The sequence below is a fragment of the Vibrio sp. J2-4 genome (genome assembly GCF_021728155.1).
Lineage (GTDB): Bacteria > Pseudomonadota > Gammaproteobacteria > Enterobacterales > Vibrionaceae > Vibrio > Vibrio diabolicus.
The window spans coordinates 468574-488648 of the sequence record NZ_JAKKCN010000005.1 but is presented as its reverse complement, the minus strand read 5'-3'; the positions used below and the strand labels follow the sequence as shown (position 1 = coordinate 488648).

The window sequence follows — 20075 nt, the reverse complement described above, 5'->3', positions numbered from 1 at the left end:
AAAATTATTTGTACTATATAGAAACTCTCGGTCATCCACACTTTGGAATGCCGATGAACTTCTCATAAAGTCCTCAGAGATTACCGAAAACTCCATCTTATACCTCTTTATTGTTTGGTAATTATCTGGCTTTGCTCTCTTACACTCATCAGGCGGTATTTTCCAGGTATATAGCTAAATGCATCTACCGTTTCTTGTTCAGGAACTCGCTTTTTGAGCTTAAAGAGTGATCTAAAGCGCTTTGTGTAATGTGTATGCCGGACACCTTTTTTAATACAACGCACGCATCCTTTATCACCCTCTTCCATTAGTTTCCCTTTGCTTATTAACAAAAGGTCAAAACTTGCTATATCACCGAGGATTTCAATAGAAACATCATCTATTGTATCAATATAGCTTTTAGGTAACGTGTCACAATTGATTGATTTGAGCCTTAAAGCCAATTTTTTAGCAACAACTTTATGGTATCCGAATGCACCATTAAGTGATTGACCATCTTCTTTAACGGGCTCTTCAGTAACTGGATTTGTTGCTAAGCTTGCCAAATCGGCCTCAACTTCATCGCCAGTTCTATCCTCATAGAGTGCAATTAAGTCACTGTCAGTATGCCCAGATTTGTGTAGCGGTACACTATATGACAAGATATTTCATCTACAGTTGGTAAAATTACCAAGTTTTACTGATGATTCACATCATACCCTTTCCTCACTATTTGTTGCTGTCTAGCTTTGGATAGCCGATTGCGCCTTGAACGGGTTCACCGTCTGAGTAAGAGAGGTACAAATCAACCGTATACGTCCCTTCCTGGTCTTCCGTAACAGAAACCGATGGGTTTTGTGCGCCGCCAAGACACATGCTATTGGCTTTGTTCATTGTCATTTGATCGGACAGGCGACATACGCCCTTGCCTTCAAACTTGACTGTTGGTGAGGCTGAAATGAATTTCGCTCCGGCTTCTATGGTGCCGGATGCAACGCCTTTTTTATCGCCACCCGCATCACCAGTACTTTTTGAGAACGTACTGCCTTAAATTGCGACACTGTTGCCACCATCCATAGAGATAGTCGTAGTGTCACCAGCAAGATCCGCCGATTTAGCATTGTTGCCATAAGGGATAGGAACGATCGGCTTGCCTACCTTCGTTAAACAAACATCTGGGAGCGTTGCATTTACTGGATCTACAGATTAAATCTTGCACTGAATGAAAAAAGCGCGTTTCGGCGCTTTCTAAACATCCCTTACCCAAACGTCTTTGACGTCTTTCTTAAGAAGGTCTATCACACTCTGGTGAATGAAAACTAAGCCAAAGTCTTCTTCTAGCTTAAATATTAATCGCTCCTCTAAAGGAATATTTTCTATTTTAGAGAAATCAAACTCCGTTGACTCGATGTCTAACCAGTTCAACTTGCCGTATTGTTTTTCTTTATCCGTCAATTTATAAGTTTGATGGATGTAAGGCATACGATAATCTTCGTAAACTTTAATTTCATCATCAGATGGCTGGCTTGGAGAACAATCCACTCGAGCGTCTAACCACTCTACTCCGTGTACGACCAGTTTCTCTACTTCTGATGCAATATCACTGATGATAAATAGCTTTGGAGAAAAGGTCATTTCCAAAAGTAAATCGGGCTCTACTGGCACTATTGGTTTAGGGCTTTGCTGGAATGGAAAGTTAACTAGGTCTTGTTTAGTTAGTAAATGATATTGTTCTTTCATAATTAAAATACAGGTGCCTCTTCATCAAAATCAAATGGCTCTTGCACGAGACCTACTGCGCCATTTTTCTCTGCGATTTCCCAAACATTATCAACCAATTCAGTAGAAAAGAAAATCGTGTCATCTGAGCCTTGCACTCTAAATATATGCTTCTTATGTGATTCAATAGCATTGTACTTCGACTCAGATATATATAGCTCAGAGACTACTACTTTAGGAGGTAGTCCTATGTGGGATTTATCTTCCATAAACACAAAACTGTCTTCCTCGTTAATAACATCGATAGTATTATTAACCGACATGATAAAAAAGTCCGTTAGTTGCCTACAAGTGGAATGCAGTTCGGCAGGTAGGAATATCACACCATAAGGATCCCACGCCATAATAGCTTCCATTACCAGTCTAGAAACTAATCGATCACCTTTATCGATTATATCAGGGACATCTTCAAGATCATGGTCACCAGCAGTCCAGATTATTGCGTCTAAAGCTGAAACTGGTAAATATTTGTCAATGGAATATAAAAATTCTCTTCCATCAATTGGTTTTGCAAAAATATCATTACCTAATAAGTTTTCACTAAACGTAGCTAGTTTTTCACCACCCATATACTTACAATTCCTTAACGTTCTTTAACCTATTCCGACTTCTATCAAAGATCATATTTTTTACTACTTCTTTTGGTTCAACTTGTTTATAAAAATTTTCATACACCATATTGTGTTTGACTGAAGTACTGTACTCTTTATTATTTTTTTGATACGTGATGTTGGACTTAACCAAGCCTTCGCTTTCTCTTGTATGCGAATCCTTTTCTGCTATGTCCCGCCGTTTATTGAAAAACTTGAAGCCTCCGGGCGTAAAGTGAGCGTCTCTACTACTACATACACCACATCCTATGTTTCCTTTCTTAAACCTAACTCCATCACCTTTTAGCAGCAGTTTAAAGTTCGAAATATAACCAAGTATTTTTTTTCGATACGTCATCAATCTCATCGACATAGATTAAGTAATCAGTGTCGCAATTCAATTTGTTCAATGTCAATGCTAACTTTATCGCAACTACTTTATGGTAACCAATTGTAGAATCGATAGACTTTTCAAGCCCTTTGTCTTTTATCTTTGATGACTCTTTAAGCATCTTCGCTTTAGTGCCATAAAAAGAGTTCGAAATGCTTGAATCAGTATGGCCAGAAGAATGTTGAGGAGTCTCGTAATAACAACAAATTTCTTCATCTGATGATAGTAAAACTAGATTGGTTCCATGATTCATCGACCAACCTTTTCGTTGCATTTGTAATGTTCTAAAGGTTGCTAGATTATTAACAACCATATCACTGATTATATGGTGTGCATCGAGAGTGCCTGACTTAAGGTTCAGAGGGTGGGACATTCTAATATCGGCACTGGCTAACTTATAAGAGTCAGTTTGGCGAAATACATCACCTTCAAACTCTTTCACCGTATTGCTAGGGTTCGCTTCTTGTATTTTCACTATTTGTTCTTCCCTTTTGTTCTTAGAGCATCGGCGCACTCTCCCTCTTTTTTGCCAGCAACTCTTTTTACAAATCTTACACCTAACAGGCTTTTTATCTTTTTCTTCATTTGCCTTTGCAGAGTTCTTTCCTGACTGAGCAGACTCACCGGTATTATGTTTTACTCTTGCTGGGTAAGTTTTCTCGCCCTTACCTAAGATACGAGCAAAAAGATCATCAAACTCGCCCATCGCTTCTTTAAGCTTGTCCGGAACCATCTTATCGATGATTTTTACCTCATCCGCTAACTTCAAGAAATACGTACCGAGCTCATCTGCACCCATTCTGTTTGCGTATGAAGCCAGCTCAGTTGCCACTTCAATACAAGGTTTTAGAACATCGCTAACAATCTGGCTGGTTTGTTTCGCATAATCCATCCAATCTAACGTACGCAAGAACTTCTCTGGATCGCCTTTACCCATGCCTCTTAAAACAGCCAGTAAAGTATCTTTTGATGTTCCTTTTCCGCCTTTAAGGGCTACTTTACACGTACCTTTGACTGCACTACCAAATGTCGGGACACAACCGATAAGCGTTAATGAAAGAGCCAGCCAGTTTTCCGACTTTTCACGTTCTTCCTCATTCAACAACGTCATAATGTTCGCTGATAAATCGCGGACATCTGCTGCTTGATCGACAACAGGGATCATGGTCAGGGCCGTATTGGCAATGATCTGTTCTACGGAGGCATCATCGTTAAAGTCACCAAGAATGACGCCCCAAACCCAGCTTGCAGCACCAGACATTCGCGTCCAAGCATTTTCCCAGAAGCCAACCTCGCCTTTCTTTGTTTCTTCAATGATCAGTTGAGCGTTCGCACTTGGATTAAAGTTTGGATTAGTCTTAGTTGGGACATTCGGCATAAAGTCGCGGCTGTCCTCGCCGTACTCTATAGCAAACTCCCCCGGAGCAACGCCACCAACCGATGCTTTACCGTTGTTGTCTAGTGTTCCTTCAAACACCGCGCCAGATTGATCTGTGAGAGTGTATGTTGCGCCTTGAACGGGTTCACCGTCTGAGTAAGAAAGGTACAAGTCAACCGTATACGTCCCTTCCTGCTCTTCTGTAACAGAAACCGATGGGTTTTGTGCCCCACCCAAACACATGGTGTTGGCTTTGTTCATGGTCATTTGATCGGACAGGCGACATACGCCCTTACCTTCAAACTTAACCGTTGGTGAAGCTGAAATGAATTTTGCTTCGGCTTCTATCGTGCCTGAGGCAACGCCTTTTCTGTCACCGCCCGCATCGCCAGTACTTTTTGAGAACGTACTGCCCTTGATAGCGACACTGTTACCGCCATCCATAGAGACCGTCGTAGTCCCACCTGCAAGGTCTGCTGATTTAGCATTGTTGCCATAAGGGATAGGAACGATCGGCTTGCCTACCTTAGTTAAACAAACATCTGGGAGCGTTGCATTTACTTGATCTACAGATTAAATCTTGTGTTGAATGAAAAAGCGCCTTTCGGCGCTTTCTATACATCTCTTACCCAAACGTCTTTGACGTCTTTTTTAAGAAGGTCAATCACACTCTGGTGAATAAACACTAAGCCAAAATCTTCTTCTAGTTTAAATATTAATCGTTCTTCTAAGGGGATATTTTCTAATTTAGAGAAATCAAACTCTGTTGATTCGATGTCTAACCAGTTCAACTTGCCGTATTGTTTTTCTTTGTCCGTCAATTTATAAGTTTGATGGATATAAGGCATTCGATAATCTTCATAAACTTTAATTTGATCATCTGTTGGTTGGCTTGGAGAACAATCGACACGAGCGTCTAACCACTCTACTCCATGTACGACCAGTTTCTCTACTTTTGACGCAATATCACTGATGATAAATAGCTTCGGAGAAAAAGTCATTTCAAGCAGTAAATCAGGCTCAACTGGCACTATTGGCTTAGCGCTTTGTTGGAATGGGAAGTTACCTAGGTCTTGTTTAGTTAATAAATGATATTGTTCTTTCATTTTAAGCCTCAGTACTTTGGTACTTCCTTATCACAATCCAATTTAAAAGCTCTTAAATCACTAAATGATTCAGTGCAACTAACAAGATCAAAAATTTCCTCACAGAAAATTGTTGCGGTCTCTGCCCCTTTAACGCGGAACAAAACTCTATTTTGAAGAGGGATTTTTTTTAATTTCTCCTCAGATAAATAAAGTTCCATAACTAACATCTTATTTCTCTTGGGTGACTTTCTCATTCTAGATTTAGATTCATCAATAACATCTAAAACATTATTTAGTGCCAACAAATAACGATTTGATAACGAGCCATCTGGTAATCTAAGTTCTGCGGGGTAACATTCGATCCCATAAGGGTCAAAACTCATCACCAGTTCAGCGAACTCCTTACTAACACAGAGATCACCATTATCCGCAATATTACCTACACCTTTAATAAAACCATCCGTAGATTCCCAAACAATAGGCTCTAAAGAGCTTGTAGGCTCAAATTTCGCTTTACTATACAAGGGCTCTCTACTGTCAACACATGTATAAATCATTTGCGAAATTTGGTAATTTTCACTAATAATCGAGAATTTCATATTTTACGTCACTTACTTTCCAATACCATATGAATATAGATATCAGGATTGAAAAATCATTTCCTTTTCCTAAAAAACCTTAACCACCTCTTTTAATATTAAATTTATACAAACTCCGAATAATCATCAACAGAGAAAAATTCTATCCCCTGTACTTTCTGCTCAAGAAACTTTTTCACAATGGAGTTATGGTAAAATACTTTATCCTTCCAACCAGAATCCCAAAATATAAGTCTTTTTTCAACTTCTATGTTATCGATCAAATCATCATTTACAACCAACTTATTCATTCCAGAGATAAACTCTTCACCTTCAAATTCATCGTAAAAATCGAACTCACTTTTATCTCTGTCAATTACATTTATTTCATTGCAAAGCTGTAACATTTTATAAGCATAATTTCCATTATCGACAAGAGTTATGTCAACCCAGTTCACTCCAAATAAGTGATTGAAAGAAATACCCTCAAAAACGTCACTCCTTATTACTAGTGAAGGAATTAAAAACACATCGGTAATCTTATAATCTTCTTTAAGAGCAAACCTTTTTACAAGCGGAATTGGCTTATTAGGATATGTAAATACGCTAGATGGAACCGAATCAGAGAATTCATCCGGAAAATCATAAAGTGGTGTTTCAACAACTTCTCTAGCAAAGTAATAATCGCTCATTTACAATCTCTGACGTTCTTATTTTACTCCTGTTCTTTAATTCAACAGGCAACAACGGTGCTTCAATAATAATATTAAAGAAAAAGCGCCATGAGGCGCTTTTCAATGCTGGCAGTCTAATAACGGCCATATGGAGCTGTGGTATCATACCATACATCGACACATCCAGCTGACTTCAAGTCTTTAACGAAGTTCTCACTAATATATAATTCATTATTCTCGTTAAAAACAAAAGCATATTTTTCTTCTACTTCTAAATCTGTCAGGGTTGGAAATTGTAAAAGTTCAATTGTTTTATAATCATCAAACTGTCTATCATAATCGTCAGGATGACTACCAAAATCAAAATTACTATCCCAAGTATCTTTTCCTTCTAACCAAAATTTATTTAACTTTTCTAAAATTTCTTCCCAAATTACGAATCGGATATTATTGTCAAAAATAATAAACAAGTCAGGGTTAGAAAAAACCATACCTGGTCTTTTTTCTGGTAGAATATTGCTTAAATTTTCTTTAATAAACTTAATATACATATTACTTCAAGAATAGTAATTTACATAAAAATCATTCAAATTTAATTTCATCTATCTAAAGTCTGAATAGCCGTCTGCCGGTATAAATTCCACACCGACTAGCTTAGAATTTTTTATTTTTTCAACTAAACTTTTATGGAAAAAAACACACTTCAACCAACCAGGATCTATAACTACCTGCCTTCTATCTACTGGTATAGTCTGAATTAGTTTTTCATCTAATATAAGATTAAGAATACCACTAATCATCTCATCACCATTAGAATCCTTTCGGTACCTCTTGATCTTACTTTTAGATCTATCAATTAGCTTGATCTCATTGACAACTTGTAGCATAAGAAAATCATGTTCGCCTTTATCATGAAGTTTAATATCGATCCAATTAATCCCAAAAATGTTATTAAAATTTAATTTCGAAAATTCATTTTTCTTAATAGAGAAATTTGGCATCTCAAGTATATCTGGGATTTCATAATCATCTTGTGGAAAAAATTCGACTATCAAGGGAACAGGTGCTTTAGGGTAAGTAAAACTCGTTAAGGGTACTGAATCGATGTATTCATCTGGAAAACAGTAAATTGGGGAATTGACACACTCTCTTGCAAAAAAATATTCACTCATTTTCCAACCTCAAGTTTTCTAGGTTTCATAATCTTACCTTTTACATTCTTTATATTGTGTTTTTCTTCCGGTAGCTTGGAAGATCTACTTGGGCATGCGCTTCTTGATTTACTCTTGCTTTCTATATTATTCTCGCCTGCACAACCTATATCACTTGCCGGAGAGTAATCATGACCAAAAGTCGAAATTGTATATAAAAAGCTATCTAAACACACTAAAATGTCTTCAGAGACGTCGTCTAAATCAGACTGAAAGTGCCTTTTATTCCCTGATTTGCAATAATAGCCTCTTTTTGCACTTTCTTTTACACCTTTAATATCCCGATTAACCGACTTTATATACTTTATATCATCCAGCCGCAACTTAGACACTACAGGGTCAGGAACCTTTGTTACCGGAATTGATGTAAGTTCACCACTTTCAAGATCTGAACTTGTTTCCCAAAACTGTTCTTGCTCGGTCTTGAAGTCCAAACCTCCACCATGGCCAGACTTATGGACGTGTGTATTGACTTGACAAGCGATATCCGTTTTGGAAGGGAACATTACCCCATTTTTCCAGGTGTTTATATCATACTCATATGCTTCTCTGTATTTTTTCCACTCTGGAGTATCTAAGTTTTTAGTTGTTATGATGTGGTGAGCCTGAAGTCCGAACTGTCCGTCATCCCCCTTCAAACGTCCATCCGCCCATAAATGTTCATTGAAGCCCGACTTATAGTGCTTAGATTTAATTGCTTTTGCTAAAGCAGGCCCTGAACCTTTTATAAGACAATGTGTTTTTGCAGTTGAGTTTTTAGCCATGATGGTATTGACCTCTAATAAGCATCACATTTTTCTGGTTTCTTCTTACAAACGGGACAGACAAAATCTTTTTTATCTTTGTCCTCATTCGCCTTTGCGGAGTTCTTTCCTGACTGAGCAGACTCACCGGTATTATGTTTTACTCTTGCTGGGTAAGTTTTCTCGCCCTTACCTAAGATACGAGCAAAAAGATCATCAAACTCGCCCATCGCTTCTTTAAGCTTGTCCGGTACCATCTTATCGATGATTTTTACCTCATCCGCTAACTTCAAGAAATACGCACCAAGCTCATCTGCACCCATTCTGTTTGCGTATGAAGCCAACTCCGTTGCCACTTCAATACAAGGTTTTAAAACATCACTAACAATCTGGCTGGTTTGTTTCGCATAATCCATCCAATCTAACGTGCGCAAGAATTTTTCTGGATCACCCTTACCCATGCCTCTTAAAACAGCTAGCAAAGTATCCTTTGAAGTTCCTTTCCCGCCTTTAAGGGCTACTCTACACGTACCTTTGACTGCACTACCAAATGTCGGGACACAACCGATAAGCGTTAATGAAAGAGCCAGCCAGTTTTCCGACTTTTCACGTTCTTCCTCATTCAACAACGTCATAATGTTCGCTGATAAATCGCGGACATCTGCTGCTTGATCGACAACAGGAATCATCGTCAGCGCCGTATTGGCGATGATCTGCTCTACAGAAGCGTCATCGTTGAAATCACCAAGAATAACGCCCCAAACCCAGCTTGCAGCACCAGACATTCTCTTCCACGCATTCTCCCAGAAACCGACTTCTCCACGCTTAGCTTCTTCAATAATTAGCTGCGCGTTTGCACTTGGATCAAAGTTCGGGTTGGTCTTGGTTGGGACATTTGGCATAAAATCGCGGCTGTCCTCGCCGTACTCTATAGCAAACTCCCCCGGAGCAACGCCACCAACCGATGCTTTACCGTTGTTGTCTAGTGTTCCTTCAAACACCGCGCCAGATTGATCTGTGAGAGTGTAAGTCGCACCTTGAACGGGTTCACCGTCTGAGTATGAGAGGTATAAGTCAACCGTATACGTCCCTTCCTGATCTTCCGTAACAGAAACCGATGGGTTTTGTGCCCCACCCAAACACATGGTATTGGCTTTGTTCATGGTCATTTGATCGGACAGGCGACATACGCCCTTGCCCTCAAATTTAACCGTTGGTGAAGCTGAAATGAATTTTGCTTCGGCTTCTATCGTGCCTGAGGCAACGCCTTTTCTGTCACCGCCCGCATCGCCGGTACTTTTTGAGAACGTACTGCCCTTGATAGCGACACTGTTACCGCCATCCATAGAGACCGTCGTAGTCCCACCAGCAAGGTCTGCTGATTTAGCATTGTTGCCATAAGGGATAGGAACGACTGGCTTGCCGACCTTAGTTAAACAAACATCTGGGAGCGTTGCATTCGCTTCACCACCTGAGCCTTTATGAACTATCGAAAGTCCATTCGCACCAACTGTTACGCCCATAACCAATCCATTTGAATTTTATTGATTGAATGATAAAAGAGATCGCACATTGCAATCTCTCTAAATGACTAGTGAATTTCACTAAAAGACCAGTGATATTCACAGCAAACCTTAAAACTGGCAGAAGATCTCATTTTTAGATTTCTGGTTATCTATACACTTCAAGCAGTTGCTGGAATTTTAAGTCTATGACGATGTAGGTTGCCGCATACATAAGCGCAAACGTAATCGCACTAAGACTCAAGATCAGCTTGGGTGAAATTACCCTTTTTAACGGCTTCTTTAGGTATTTAGCTTTAAGGTTGATTAAAGAAACTTTTTCTTGTTCTGCTAGGCGGTCATCTCGCACTAATCGATAAATGGTGCTGCCAATTTCCGCTAACTTTTCGTTACCACGCTCTTCACGGCCGTACTTGCCTTGGAAACCAAGTTGAAGCAATAAATAGAGAAACTCTATAACGTGACGGTATTTGCGAGGGTCGGCTTTTAAGCGGTCGAGAATAACGAAAAACTTGTCACCACCAGATGTTTCGTTATGGAATTCAGACAGTAAGCTGTTCTGGCTCCAGTGACTATTTGCCCCCCATTCTTGCCGACAAACAGATTCATCAATCGCCGCACACAAGCAGTAACGAATAACAAGAACCGAAGCACGATCGAGCTCCATTTCATTAAGTTTTCGTTCACCTTTTCGAATCTCACGTGCCACTTGTTCACGAAATGGCATCGGGTCATCAAGCCAAGGGATCGAAGACATACAAGACAGACTGGCGATCAACCATGAGAACTGGTCCACCAGCGGGTTAATACCCATGTTGTCGATAGATAGATCTTGTACTGCGATGTTTCTCGATAAGTCAGGCGCTGGCATTACCTCCATTGGTTTGCCAGGCTCTGGTTGGAATAAGACTACGGTGACGTCTGTTTCTGCGTAACTCATAGACGAACGGCCCAAAGTTGCAATGATAAGTTAGCGAAATCGCCCGCAACGTGAATCGCAATCGCAGCAGTGTTCTTCAATGCCATCCACTCTTCGCCCGTTTTATCGAGCTCGAAATAGGTATAGCCAGCGTGATACGGCAGCGCGCGTGGCACAACTGGCATTGGTTTAATCTCAATCCCAGGAAGTTGAAGGTTAATCAAATCGCGAATGTTATCGATTGAGCCGATCTTCGTTTGGCTGACAAACTGGGTATGCAGGACATCCAAGGTTACGTCGGCTTTCACTGCGAGGATAAAGGTCGTCGTATCAATGATCTTATTGTCAGGGATCGCTGCCGTTCTGATGCCATAGTTCTGATCTTTTAAGGTCAGTGGAATTGCTCTTTGTTCAGACATCACGCTCAATGTCATTTTCGCACTGTCTAGAACGCGAGAAAGACAGCTAGTAAGATCACCATGATTGTATTTAGTAAACTCAATAGGTCGGCGTGTCGTCGAGCACAGCGTCGAAAGCTCGCCCTCTGCCTGAAGAAGAATTCGATACAAAGACTCAGGGTGTACAGCTTCTGTGTTTGCAAAATGCCAAAACAAGGGTTCGTATCTATTGAGCGCTTGCAAAAGCATAAAGTCAGAAACTGATGATACGCCTTGTTGATCCACTACCCCTAATCGCTGAACTATGGATTCTGCGCGGTGCTTGAGCATAGAAGCAAACTCCGTCGCGAACTTATTAAGTACCGTAGATGCGTGAATATCAATACAGGTAGGAATGAAACTATCATCTAAGATCACGCTGCCATCTGGCTTCACTTCCGAGATCTTGAGGATCGGAATAGACGTGTAAGCACTTTTATCTTCATGGTCGTACATTAAGCAAAAGTTAAGCTTACCGACAACGATATTTGCCATGTCTTCCGAATCATAACAAGCATCAACCGCTTCTTGAGATTCCATCGTATAACGTGCACCGTCTTTTTTAGTGCCAAATAACTCAGAACGTTCCGATGGTAACGGACAGCACAAATAAACCACTTTATCGGCAATCGAAGGATCCACATCTTTCACTTCTGGTAGTTCAGCGAGCAGTGGAAGCTCAAATGGCGTGCGGTCCTGTAGGATGCCTTCTGCACGCGTAATACCAATTTTACCGAGGGCTAGCAGTTGTGAATTTATTTCCAAACGCTTAATCCCCCAATGTAAAGGAGATGCGTTGTTGCTCAACATGCTCGACAGTTTACTTTGCGAACGATCGAGTTGTTGAAAATGCTGCGGCTTCATGAACATTCCATCTTGCCAAACAACTGGATTGTATAAAGACATGTTTCTATCCCTTAAAAGTAAACCTGTTCAATGCCGCGAGTATTATCAGTAATTAACTCACTGCCTTCTAACTTGAGCTTGATGTAGTACTCGCTCTTCTCTTCAATGACTTCAACTTTACGCCATGACGAACCATCAATATCACGAAAGGCCACAGAAAAACCGACGGCACGAGTGTCAGGGTCTAGCGTTAGCATTTCATGAACTTTTCCACCTGGCTGTATTTGATATTCATAACGTTTGATGTACTCATCACCCAACGACGCTTTATCGTTTTCAAACAGCGCAAAAAAATCTAAGCTTCGGAATAAAACTGGCGAATTTAATTCGTGAAGACGGAGAATGACCGGAGATGACTGCCCCCCATCTCTCACATTGAGTACAGGTGACGCCTCAATAACCAATTCAATGGACGAAGTTTCTGGTGTGATACCCGTGGACTCTTTAAATTGATCCCACATGGAACAACCGGACAACATGGCAAATCCGAGTAATACGGCGATACTACGCATGGTTTCCCTTAATCACTTTGTTATAGTTTTTCTTAATCAGCCCTTTTAAGGATGTTTCGTTGAGCAGGCGACGATTGTTAGAGTAGAAATCTAAATATTCGCCCCACAGTTTTGACTTCGTTGAGAACAAAGATTGACTCGCCACTTTGTTAGCAAATGCAACGGGATCGTTCGTCTCTGATTGTTCTAAAATGAGCTCATTAAGCGCTTTATTAAACGTGACTTGGTGGTCATTCAACTCATCAAGCATTTGTTCTACCAGTTCATTTGGAGCCAGTAGATGTTGGCTATTGAGAGTCAGCATCAGCTCCGCAATGTTAGATTTAGACTCACTCGTACTCTGCTCTTCTTTCAAGGACTCTACTTCGTGTAATTCTTTCTGCAGGTTATCGATACATAAGCGCAAACAAGTGCCCATTTGTTTGAACAACTGAGCTTCATTCGTCATTAGCTCAGGATTTCTTATACCCAAACCATCAAAAAACGCTTGTGCTATATCTTGAGAACAGGCGGTTGCTTCGATTCCCGCTTGCTCTTTAGTCGTACTGTTTATCGTAGGTTCTGCAGCAGGCATTTGCAGTTGCTGATTAGCTTGAGAAGAGGGAGTAAATGACTGTGTCATCTCTTCCCATTTTGAGCCTTTAGCGGTATGTTCGACGATCGTCTCGGTGGAGTTAGGTGCACGATGTTGTCTTTGAACTGCCCTATCTAGAATCGTCGTTTGGGGTTGAACCGTCTCTTCTGAGACAATATCTTCTCTATATGGCGTACCGTTTTCTACCCCTAACGAACCCTTTATTGATGCGTTACTCTTGGTCTCCGTAGCCATCCAATCTTCAGGGATGAGGCTTGGCTGATCGAACTCGGAGTATATGCTGAAACTGTCATCGACCACCTGACGTGTGCTTTCCACCGTTTTAGGCTGTTCAGGTTCTGGATGCTCATCGTCACGAATTAAATAATCATCATCTCGCTGCATTGAAAAGTTAAGGTGCGCAACAGGATCATGACAATCAATGTCATCCTGTTTAGTCTCCATAAACAAATCTTCTAAAGCGCCTACTTTTTCTTCTTCTTCGACAACTGCGTCTCCGAGGCTAACCAAAGGATCATTGGATACTCGCTCAGGGGCTATATCAGCGGCAATGTCTTGTGTCGAGGTAACATGCTCCAGAGAAACGCCAATTTCATATTGTCCTAAAGAAATAATATCGCCATCGACTATCGCAACAGGTTGATTTTTTAGTATTTTGTTTCCGTTAACCAAAGTGCCATTAGTGGATACGTCACTAATATAGTAGGTATCTCCATACACACTGATCAGGCAATGAGTGCCTGATATAAAACGGTTGTGATCGGTTAAAGACACACTACAACTTGGTGAACGCCCCATTGAACCACCACTCTCGGGCATTTCAATGTGCTTAGCACCCGTGTATTCCTCTGGGCATTTAGAAATAAATAGAACTAGCTGATTTGAGTGCATCTATATACCTCAAAATAGCATAGAAACAGACAGTTCAAGCCCACCTATCCCATCATTGATAACTGGGAGAATATAAGAGGCTTGAGGAATGATTTGTATATGAGCATCTGGGTTACTACCTAGCTTAATGACCGTACCAACGGCGATAACTGCACCCAGCTCGAACTGATCGATGTCCTCGACACTCTTATAGCGGTAACCTTCTGGGTCAACTTGCCAACGGTTTGAATATTGTGAGTAACCTGCAGATAAACCAGCACCTACGTACGGTGTGAAAACGCTCCAAGAAGCCAGCGCATATTGCGGTACAACACGAAGTTCATAGTTAGTTACTTCTTGATATAGACCGCTAGCTGGCGCTTCGATATCTTCTGCTAGGTAGTTAAGCCCTAACCACCAGCGCCAACGGTTATTATTTTCATCAATAGGGCGAGAATGAACCAAGCCAAACCTCAGAGTGTCTTGTTCACCACTGTTACCTTCTTCGTAATTAATGCTATCGATAGTCAACATACTGGCAGAGAGTCCATAACGCTCTCCCTTTGCGACTGCAAAAGAAGAAAATAGACACATGGCTGAAATCAGCCCGATTTGACTTGGTTTTAGCATTTCGTCCCTCTAGGAAAACCGATATTCTACTTAGAGGCGAAAGATATCAATTATATTCTCTTTTTCAATAAGCCTAAAAAAACACCTATAACTTAATACATTTCAACTACAGGGTTGGTTATTTTACCTACAAACAAAAACTAATGGACCGAACTGAGTTAAAGCAATGAGCCTGTAAACCTATTTAATTAAATAAAAATTAAGAAGGCTCTATCACCAATTTAAGAGGGCTATTTTAAAGAACACAGACGAACAAAAAACAGACAAAATTAACAATTTAATCACATTTATTAACTCAAAAGATCGACTTCGTCATATATAAGGCTCTCCTTAAAAACAAATCGAACTATTGACATTAATATTATGAACAAAGATCACACTAAGGATAATTTAATTTATTTTTTAAGTGTTTTTATTATCTAAACAACTTCTTTTATCTATAGAATCACTTCGGTAATGCACTGCTTACAATTTAATATAACAGCAGTGGAGTCCTATATACCTTAATACTTCTATATGATCAGTTGGAATTTGCCTTATGTTTTTTAGCGACTTCGCTCGAAGACCAATCGATGAAAATAACCCAAGCGGCTCTAACCCTAATGGCTCTGAAGACTTTGACGAAATAAAACGTCAAATAAATAATCTTAATAAAGTCACCGGAAGAGTCTCTTGGAAAACGGTTCAAACACTCTCAAAAAAAATCTTGAGCACTCACGCTAAAGACTTACGTTGTTGCTGCTACTTCACGGTCGCATCAACATATAACGATGGTCTAAGAGGCCTTGTTGAAGGGTTAAATTCATTGCTTGATGTGTGTGTGGTCTATTGGAACACCGCATACCCTGAACATTCAAAGTCAAAAGCACGAATGAGCGCAATTGAATGGATGGTGGAGCATACTGAAAAACGTATTAATAAGCACCGTGCGTTGCCGGAAGAACTTCCACTGATTGAAGCTGCGCACCAGTTGTGTTTAAGAATAGAGGAAGAGCTTCGCCTTCATTACGGTATTCAAGCGCCTTCATTTGGTCGCATTCGTCGTATCTTAAATCAATGGGCTGAACAGATAAAAGAACAACAACATGCCATAGAGTTACGTGAGAAAAAACAAGCAAATACTAACGCTTCAGCTTCCGCACAGGCAACACCTGAAATTAAAGTGAATGTATCTCCCTCTCCTGCCCCGGACTCGCCATCCCCCCTCAATAACAGTGAAAAAACGAACCCAACAAAGTCCGGCCGATTTATGATCTACTTCATCATTGGCTTGATTGTTACGGCGATATGTTCACATTTTGTGTACGAACAACAACGCTATCGAACGCTGGAGCAAAAAATTAGTCAAGCTTCACTTAATGAACTTGTAAAGTTGGTCGCCTCGTTAGATTACGAAAATAAAAAATATGCCCAGTCACTGAAAACACCAACTATTAATCGCGTAGATATTATGATGAATAACTGGTTTTTAGACTCGGCCAAAGTAAGTAACGTCAGCGAGCTCGATAGCTTGACCAATGAATTAATCGCAATCTATCCAGATTCATCTTCTGCCCAGCAGTTACGTCAAAACTTTTTGACACAGAGCGCCCATTTAGAAGACCAGTTTATGGATGTGTATAAGCGATTCTCAGACGCAAGAACGGTGTTTGCCAACGTAGCTAGACAGAATGTAGATAAGAACTCTAAAACGGCGTACGAATATAGTAACTCACTATTCCCGCTTCTAGGTCGTATTGAATACGCTGAAAAGTATTCACAGCAAAAGGAAATTGACCGCGCAACCCTTTTACTGAACATCTACCTATATAAATTGAGTCAGCTACAAGCTGAAAAAACTGACAATAAATAACAATACAATTAAAGAAGTTTTAGGCTTATGTTCAAACAAAAACTGTTTAGAAATCCAGTTGTGATTTCGACTATATTAACGCTTTTAGTGGCGATAACCATTACCGCTATTTATCTTCTTTTTCTAAAAGATGCAGATAAACTGTATCTTTGGCTGAGCCTTGGTGTTATCGCCATTTTCTACGTCACTTTTCAATTCACACTATGGTTGAAAAAAAAGAACAGCGCTAAAGCTCAAAATTTGGAAACTGAGGAAGAAGCTCTTTCTATGGTTATCCAACCTCTTCTTGCTAACTCAGGGAAGAAACCAATTTATCTGATGCTTGGTAATAAAGGGTCAGGGCGACGTCAATTTTTATTTAATTCTAGTGCAATTAAACCAATGGATCGCACGAGAACCGCTAAGAATGATTTTTTTGAATGGTACGAATCTGACAGCGCTGTATACATCAAACCTGACCAACGCTTAGTGTTTCAAGAAATATCAAGCAGTGATGCTTCTTTATGGAATACATTCATCGAAGAAGTGATTCGCCACCGACCTAGAAAACCATTTTCTGGCTGTTTATTCTTCATCGACTTCGAGTTCATGATAGTCTCTGAGCCAGAACAAAAAGAGTACACTATTTCGTCGTTATTGGAGCGCTTGAGCACTATCAACTCTAAAACGTCGTCAGCATTACCCATTTATCTAATTATGTCGAAGCTAGACAAGTTAGATGGATTTAAAGAATACATGCACTTTAGCTCTCTTAAGACACGTGTAGAGTTCCTTTCTATCCCGCTGAAAGAGGCCAAAGGTGTTTTTTCAGAATACTATCGTGATAGCTACCGAAATCTAGTTAAAGTGCTTGAAAGTAACGCGCTAGATGCATCAGCTAACTCAACAGATATCGACGAGAAACAGGCAATTCTCGCTTTCCCTAAGCAGTTTGAGCTATGTCAGTCTGAAGTCAGCTATGTTCTAGAGCGTCTGTGTGATGTTAACAACGGTGTTTATTCGCTAGATATCCGTGAAATTTTCTTTAGCTCAAGTTTACAAGGCGGTCGTAAATACAATTTACTAGCAAAAAGTTGTAGTAATTACTTCAACTTACCAATTATCGCCTCAGAGCATACCCAGTTGACGGAAACACCGTATTTTTCTCGCTTTCTGATTGATTCGCAAATATTGCCTGAAAGCGATTTTGCGGGAGAAAACAAGACGTATCTTCGTCTAATTCAGAGACAAAGCCGTTTAGCCATACTCGGCTCCATTATTCTGCTTGCTGGCGGTAGTTACTTTTTTGCAACTACGTTAGACAGTAACTTACATGTGATGAATCAACTATTAAGTATTGATGACAAATCACAAGCAGAGCACGATGCAAGATTTAGTGAGCTTTTAGAAAATGCAACCAAAGCGATAGAACCGTCTTATGGGGCATGGCTTAAAGGTTCTAAGGCTTTAGATGAGGAAATATTACCACTCAATATTAGCCGTTTGGATCAAAGCACACGCATTGCCTACGAAGCGTTACTTAAGGAAGTCGCTCAGCAGCTAATACCTCTGATTGAGAAAGGTTACCGCCTACAATTGGCACAAAATCAAAACGCTTTCACGCGCGCTTTACCTCTATTGAAGGGGTATTTAATGCTTAACGATCCATCTAAGCGTGATATCCGTTTTTTACGTCATCAAACACTCCAAATGATGAGTGATTTGAGTAACCGAAGTGACGTCGTTGATCAGGCCATGCGCTACTTAGACGCCTACTTTCGCACACAATTTGCTCCAATCGATATCAACATGGATCTTGTTCGTGCAACACGTCGCTCATTACTTGCAAATTCGAATGTCGACCTCGTGTATGCAGGCATTTTAAACGAAGCAAGCTCTATTGATTTAGGAACATTAGATCTGCAACGAGCCGTCGGTTTTGAGTTTAGCAATGTATTTAACACGCCAATCGATAGCGAACGCTTAATCGTCGATAAGATCTATACCTCCACAGGTTTTAGCACCTTTTATCGACCACGCGTGGACTTAATGTCACAACGAGTAATCAGCGACAACTGGGTTCTAGGTCTATCGCAACATGTCATCCCTACCAACGAAGAGCAAGAAGCCTTTAAAGAAGAAGTGCGAAAAAAATATACTGATGACTACATCAATAACTGGCGTAATGCGCTGAGTGAGCTCAAAGTCCAAAACTATGACAACGTTGGTGACCTGACCAACGCGATAGACTTAATCTCTGGCCCTTCTTCACCAATGACAACGGTATTGAAGCAGGTCTATGCCAACACGCAATTTTCACCCGTTGGCGAAAAAAGCGCTCTAATTTCAAAACTTGACCCGAAACTCGCGGCAGCAGCAGATTCTGCATCAGATGCCGTAGAAGAAGTGGTAAAGCCTGATTACTTGCTAATGCAACGTGTTGAGCAAGCCTTTCACTTATTAAACCAGCTTCAAGTGAGTGAGACACCAAACTCCCCTACTCCTTGGGATGAGACCGTTGCAGCGTTGAGCCGTGTTCGCACCTACATGAAGGACATCGCCGACGCGCCAGATCCACAAATGGCGGCGCTAGCAGCAGCACAGCATCGAATGAACAGTACTGAGGCGGACCCATTAATCAAGCTTAAACAGATTGCACAAAAATCACCAGAACCCGTTCGCAGCTGGTTACTAGATGTGGTTCAGCAAAGCTGGTCAGTAATGATTACAGAGTCCGCAAAAGGCATCCAAACTCAGTGGTACAGTGAAATTTATACCAAGTTTAAAGAGATTGGATTAGGGAAATATCCATTTGACCTAACAGCGACCGAGGAAATCTCAATTGAAGATTTCGAATTGCTATTTGCTTCAGGTGGCTTGTTAGACACATTTATTCAGAAAAACTTTGCACCGTTCTACGATACGAACTTGTGGACGCCAAAGCAGGTAGATGGTGAGACGATGCCAATCTCTCCAGCTCTGCTAGTGCAACTACGCAACTATAATGTCATTCGAGATACATTAATTAATAAAAGCACCAACCGAGTTCATATTCCGTTTAGTGCAAGAGTACTCGACCTTGACTCTAGTGCAATTAGAGCCAGTTTAAAAATTGCAGATACCAATATGAGTTACTACCACGGTCCAAGCCGAATTCGTGAAATGGCCTGGCCACCGCAAAATGGTGACTTCAATATTAGTATCACGCTCCAGGATGTAACAGACGAAGGTAGACAGCACGTTTTAAATAAGAGTGGTCAATGGGCGATATACAGATTGCTAGGTGACTCGACCTTGACAAACACTCATAACGGCAGCTTTGTCAGTGACATAAAAGTGTCAGGGAGGGACTTAAGCTTACGCATCACTCCATTGACGCAGAAAAACCCATTCACTCTTGCTGAGCTATATAACTTTACGCTCCCAGAGTCGATTAAATAA

The 20075-nt window shown here is 40.6% G+C and carries 17 protein-coding genes and 2 pseudogenes; 2 read left to right on the top strand and 17 right to left on the bottom strand.

Going from position 1 to position 20075, the window contains the following annotated elements:
- Positions 1-107: 107 nt before the first annotated feature.
- The 17 genes and pseudogenes from L3V32_RS19385 to L3V32_RS19305 form a co-directional block, all read right to left on the bottom strand.
- The gene (locus L3V32_RS19385) at positions 108-641 is read right to left on the bottom strand and encodes a hypothetical protein (protein WP_237284950.1); all 534 of its coding nucleotides are present in this window, start codon (positions 639-641) and stop codon (positions 108-110) included.
- A gap of 100 nt (positions 642-741) precedes the next feature.
- Positions 742-1170: pseudogene (locus L3V32_RS19380) on the bottom strand (DUF4150 domain-containing protein); the annotation flags it as partial.
- A 57-nt stretch (positions 1171-1227) separates the two neighbouring features.
- Positions 1228-1719 carry a hypothetical protein gene (locus L3V32_RS19375; RefSeq protein WP_237284949.1) on the bottom strand — a complete coding sequence of 164 codons (492 nt, stop codon included), beginning with the start codon at positions 1717-1719 and terminating at the stop codon, positions 1228-1230.
- A 2-nt stretch (positions 1720-1721) separates the two neighbouring features.
- Positions 1722-2327 carry an imm11 family protein gene (locus tag L3V32_RS19370; RefSeq protein ID WP_029826410.1) on the bottom strand — a complete coding sequence of 202 codons (606 nt, stop codon included), beginning with the start codon at positions 2325-2327 and terminating at the stop codon, positions 1722-1724.
- A 950-nt stretch (positions 2328-3277) separates the two neighbouring features.
- A pseudogene (locus L3V32_RS19365) lies at positions 3278-4681 on the bottom strand (PAAR-like domain-containing protein); the annotation flags it as partial.
- A 50-nt stretch (positions 4682-4731) separates the two neighbouring features.
- Entirely contained in the window at positions 4732-5223 is a 492-nt protein-coding gene (locus tag L3V32_RS19360; RefSeq protein WP_237284948.1) for a hypothetical protein, read from the bottom strand.
- Positions 5224-5231: 8 nt separating this feature from the next.
- A complete protein-coding gene (locus L3V32_RS19355) occupies positions 5232-5804 on the bottom strand; it encodes an imm11 family protein (RefSeq protein WP_237284947.1) in 573 nt (190 codons plus the stop codon).
- A 104-nt stretch (positions 5805-5908) separates the two neighbouring features.
- Positions 5909-6475: a hypothetical protein gene (locus L3V32_RS19350; protein ID WP_085343939.1), complete on the bottom strand. Its 567-nt coding sequence runs from the start codon at positions 6473-6475 to the stop codon at positions 5909-5911.
- A gap of 116 nt (positions 6476-6591) precedes the next feature.
- The gene (locus L3V32_RS19345; RefSeq protein ID WP_085343940.1) at positions 6592-7008 is read right to left on the bottom strand and encodes a hypothetical protein; all 417 of its coding nucleotides are present in this window, start codon (positions 7006-7008) and stop codon (positions 6592-6594) included.
- A 51-nt stretch (positions 7009-7059) separates the two neighbouring features.
- The gene (locus tag L3V32_RS19340; RefSeq protein WP_085343941.1) at positions 7060-7629 is read right to left on the bottom strand and encodes a hypothetical protein; all 570 of its coding nucleotides are present in this window, start codon (positions 7627-7629) and stop codon (positions 7060-7062) included.
- Complete coding sequence (locus L3V32_RS19335) at positions 7626-8432, bottom strand: AHH domain-containing protein (protein ID WP_085343942.1); 807 nt, start codon at positions 8430-8432, stop codon at positions 7626-7628. Before L3V32_RS19335 ends, L3V32_RS19340 begins: the two co-directional genes overlap by 4 nt.
- A 14-nt stretch (positions 8433-8446) precedes the next feature.
- Positions 8447-9934, bottom strand: a complete 1488-nt coding sequence (locus L3V32_RS19330; RefSeq protein WP_237284946.1) for a PAAR-like domain-containing protein — start codon at positions 9932-9934, stop codon at positions 8447-8449.
- A gap of 148 nt (positions 9935-10082) precedes the next feature.
- Positions 10083-10874, bottom strand: coding sequence for a type IVB secretion system protein IcmH/DotU (gene icmH, locus L3V32_RS19325; RefSeq protein WP_006741083.1), 792 nt, complete (start codon positions 10872-10874; stop codon positions 10083-10085).
- Entirely contained in the window at positions 10871-12196 is a 1326-nt protein-coding gene (gene tssK, locus L3V32_RS19320; RefSeq protein ID WP_006741084.1) for a type VI secretion system baseplate subunit TssK, read from the bottom strand. The genes icmH and tssK overlap by 4 nt, the downstream gene beginning before the upstream one ends.
- Positions 12197-12207: 11 nt before the next feature.
- The gene (tssJ, locus tag L3V32_RS19315; RefSeq protein ID WP_237284945.1) at positions 12208-12708 is read right to left on the bottom strand and encodes a type VI secretion system lipoprotein TssJ; all 501 of its coding nucleotides are present in this window, start codon (positions 12706-12708) and stop codon (positions 12208-12210) included.
- Positions 12701-14194, bottom strand: a complete 1494-nt coding sequence (locus L3V32_RS19310) for a type VI secretion system-associated FHA domain protein (RefSeq protein WP_237284944.1) — start codon at positions 14192-14194, stop codon at positions 12701-12703. Before L3V32_RS19310 ends, tssJ begins: the two co-directional genes overlap by 8 nt.
- Positions 14195-14203: 9 nt before the next feature.
- Positions 14204-14803, bottom strand: a complete 600-nt coding sequence (locus L3V32_RS19305; RefSeq protein WP_005392629.1) for a hypothetical protein — start codon at positions 14801-14803, stop codon at positions 14204-14206.
- 538 nt (positions 14804-15341) lie between these two features.
- Between L3V32_RS19305 and L3V32_RS19300 the strand changes: the two genes are divergently transcribed.
- Both L3V32_RS19300 and tssM read left to right on the top strand, forming a co-directional pair.
- Positions 15342-16655 (top strand): type VI secretion system ImpA family N-terminal domain-containing protein, encoded by a 1314-nt coding sequence (locus L3V32_RS19300; protein WP_085343945.1) that lies wholly within the window; start codon positions 15342-15344, stop codon positions 16653-16655.
- A gap of 27 nt (positions 16656-16682) precedes the next feature.
- On the top strand, positions 16683-20075 hold the full coding sequence (gene tssM / locus L3V32_RS19295; protein WP_237284943.1) for a type VI secretion system membrane subunit TssM: 3393 nt from the start codon (positions 16683-16685) through the stop codon (positions 20073-20075).

Bases quoted from the DNA above. Each gene is read 5' to 3' on its own strand.
- L3V32_RS19375 (WP_237284949.1), bottom strand. From the start codon at position 1,719: ATGAAAGAACAATATCATTTACTAACTAAACAAGACCTAGTTAACTTT.
- L3V32_RS19370 (WP_029826410.1), bottom strand. From the start codon at position 2,327: ATGGGTGGTGAAAAACTAGCTACGTTTAGTGAAAACTTATTAGGTAAT.
- L3V32_RS19360 (WP_237284948.1), bottom strand. From the start codon at position 5,223: ATGAAAGAACAATATCATTTATTAACTAAACAAGACCTAGGTAACTTC.
- L3V32_RS19355 (WP_237284947.1), bottom strand. From the start codon at position 5,804: ATGAAATTCTCGATTATTAGTGAAAATTACCAAATTTCGCAAATGATT.
- L3V32_RS19350 (WP_085343939.1), bottom strand. From the start codon at position 6,475: ATGAGCGATTATTACTTTGCTAGAGAAGTTGTTGAAACACCACTTTAT.
- L3V32_RS19345 (WP_085343940.1), bottom strand. From the start codon at position 7,008: ATGTATATTAAGTTTATTAAAGAAAATTTAAGCAATATTCTACCAGAA.
- L3V32_RS19340 (WP_085343941.1), bottom strand. From the start codon at position 7,629: ATGAGTGAATATTTTTTTGCAAGAGAGTGTGTCAATTCCCCAATTTAC.
- L3V32_RS19335 (WP_085343942.1), bottom strand. From the start codon at position 8,432: ATGGCTAAAAACTCAACTGCAAAAACACATTGTCTTATAAAAGGTTCA.
- L3V32_RS19330 (WP_237284946.1), bottom strand. From the start codon at position 9,934: ATGGGCGTAACAGTTGGTGCGAATGGACTTTCGATAGTTCATAAAGGC.
- icmH (WP_006741083.1), bottom strand. From the start codon at position 10,874: ATGAGTTACGCAGAAACAGACGTCACCGTAGTCTTATTCCAACCAGAG.
- tssK (WP_006741084.1), bottom strand. From the start codon at position 12,196: ATGTCTTTATACAATCCAGTTGTTTGGCAAGATGGAATGTTCATGAAG.
- tssJ (WP_237284945.1), bottom strand. From the start codon at position 12,708: ATGCGTAGTATCGCCGTATTACTCGGATTTGCCATGTTGTCCGGTTGT.
- L3V32_RS19310 (WP_237284944.1), bottom strand. From the start codon at position 14,194: ATGCACTCAAATCAGCTAGTTCTATTTATTTCTAAATGCCCAGAGGAA.
- L3V32_RS19305 (WP_005392629.1), bottom strand. From the start codon at position 14,803: ATGCTAAAACCAAGTCAAATCGGGCTGATTTCAGCCATGTGTCTATTT.
- L3V32_RS19300 (WP_085343945.1), top strand. From the start codon at position 15,342: ATGTTTTTTAGCGACTTCGCTCGAAGACCAATCGATGAAAATAACCCA.
- tssM (WP_237284943.1), top strand. From the start codon at position 16,683: ATGTTCAAACAAAAACTGTTTAGAAATCCAGTTGTGATTTCGACTATA.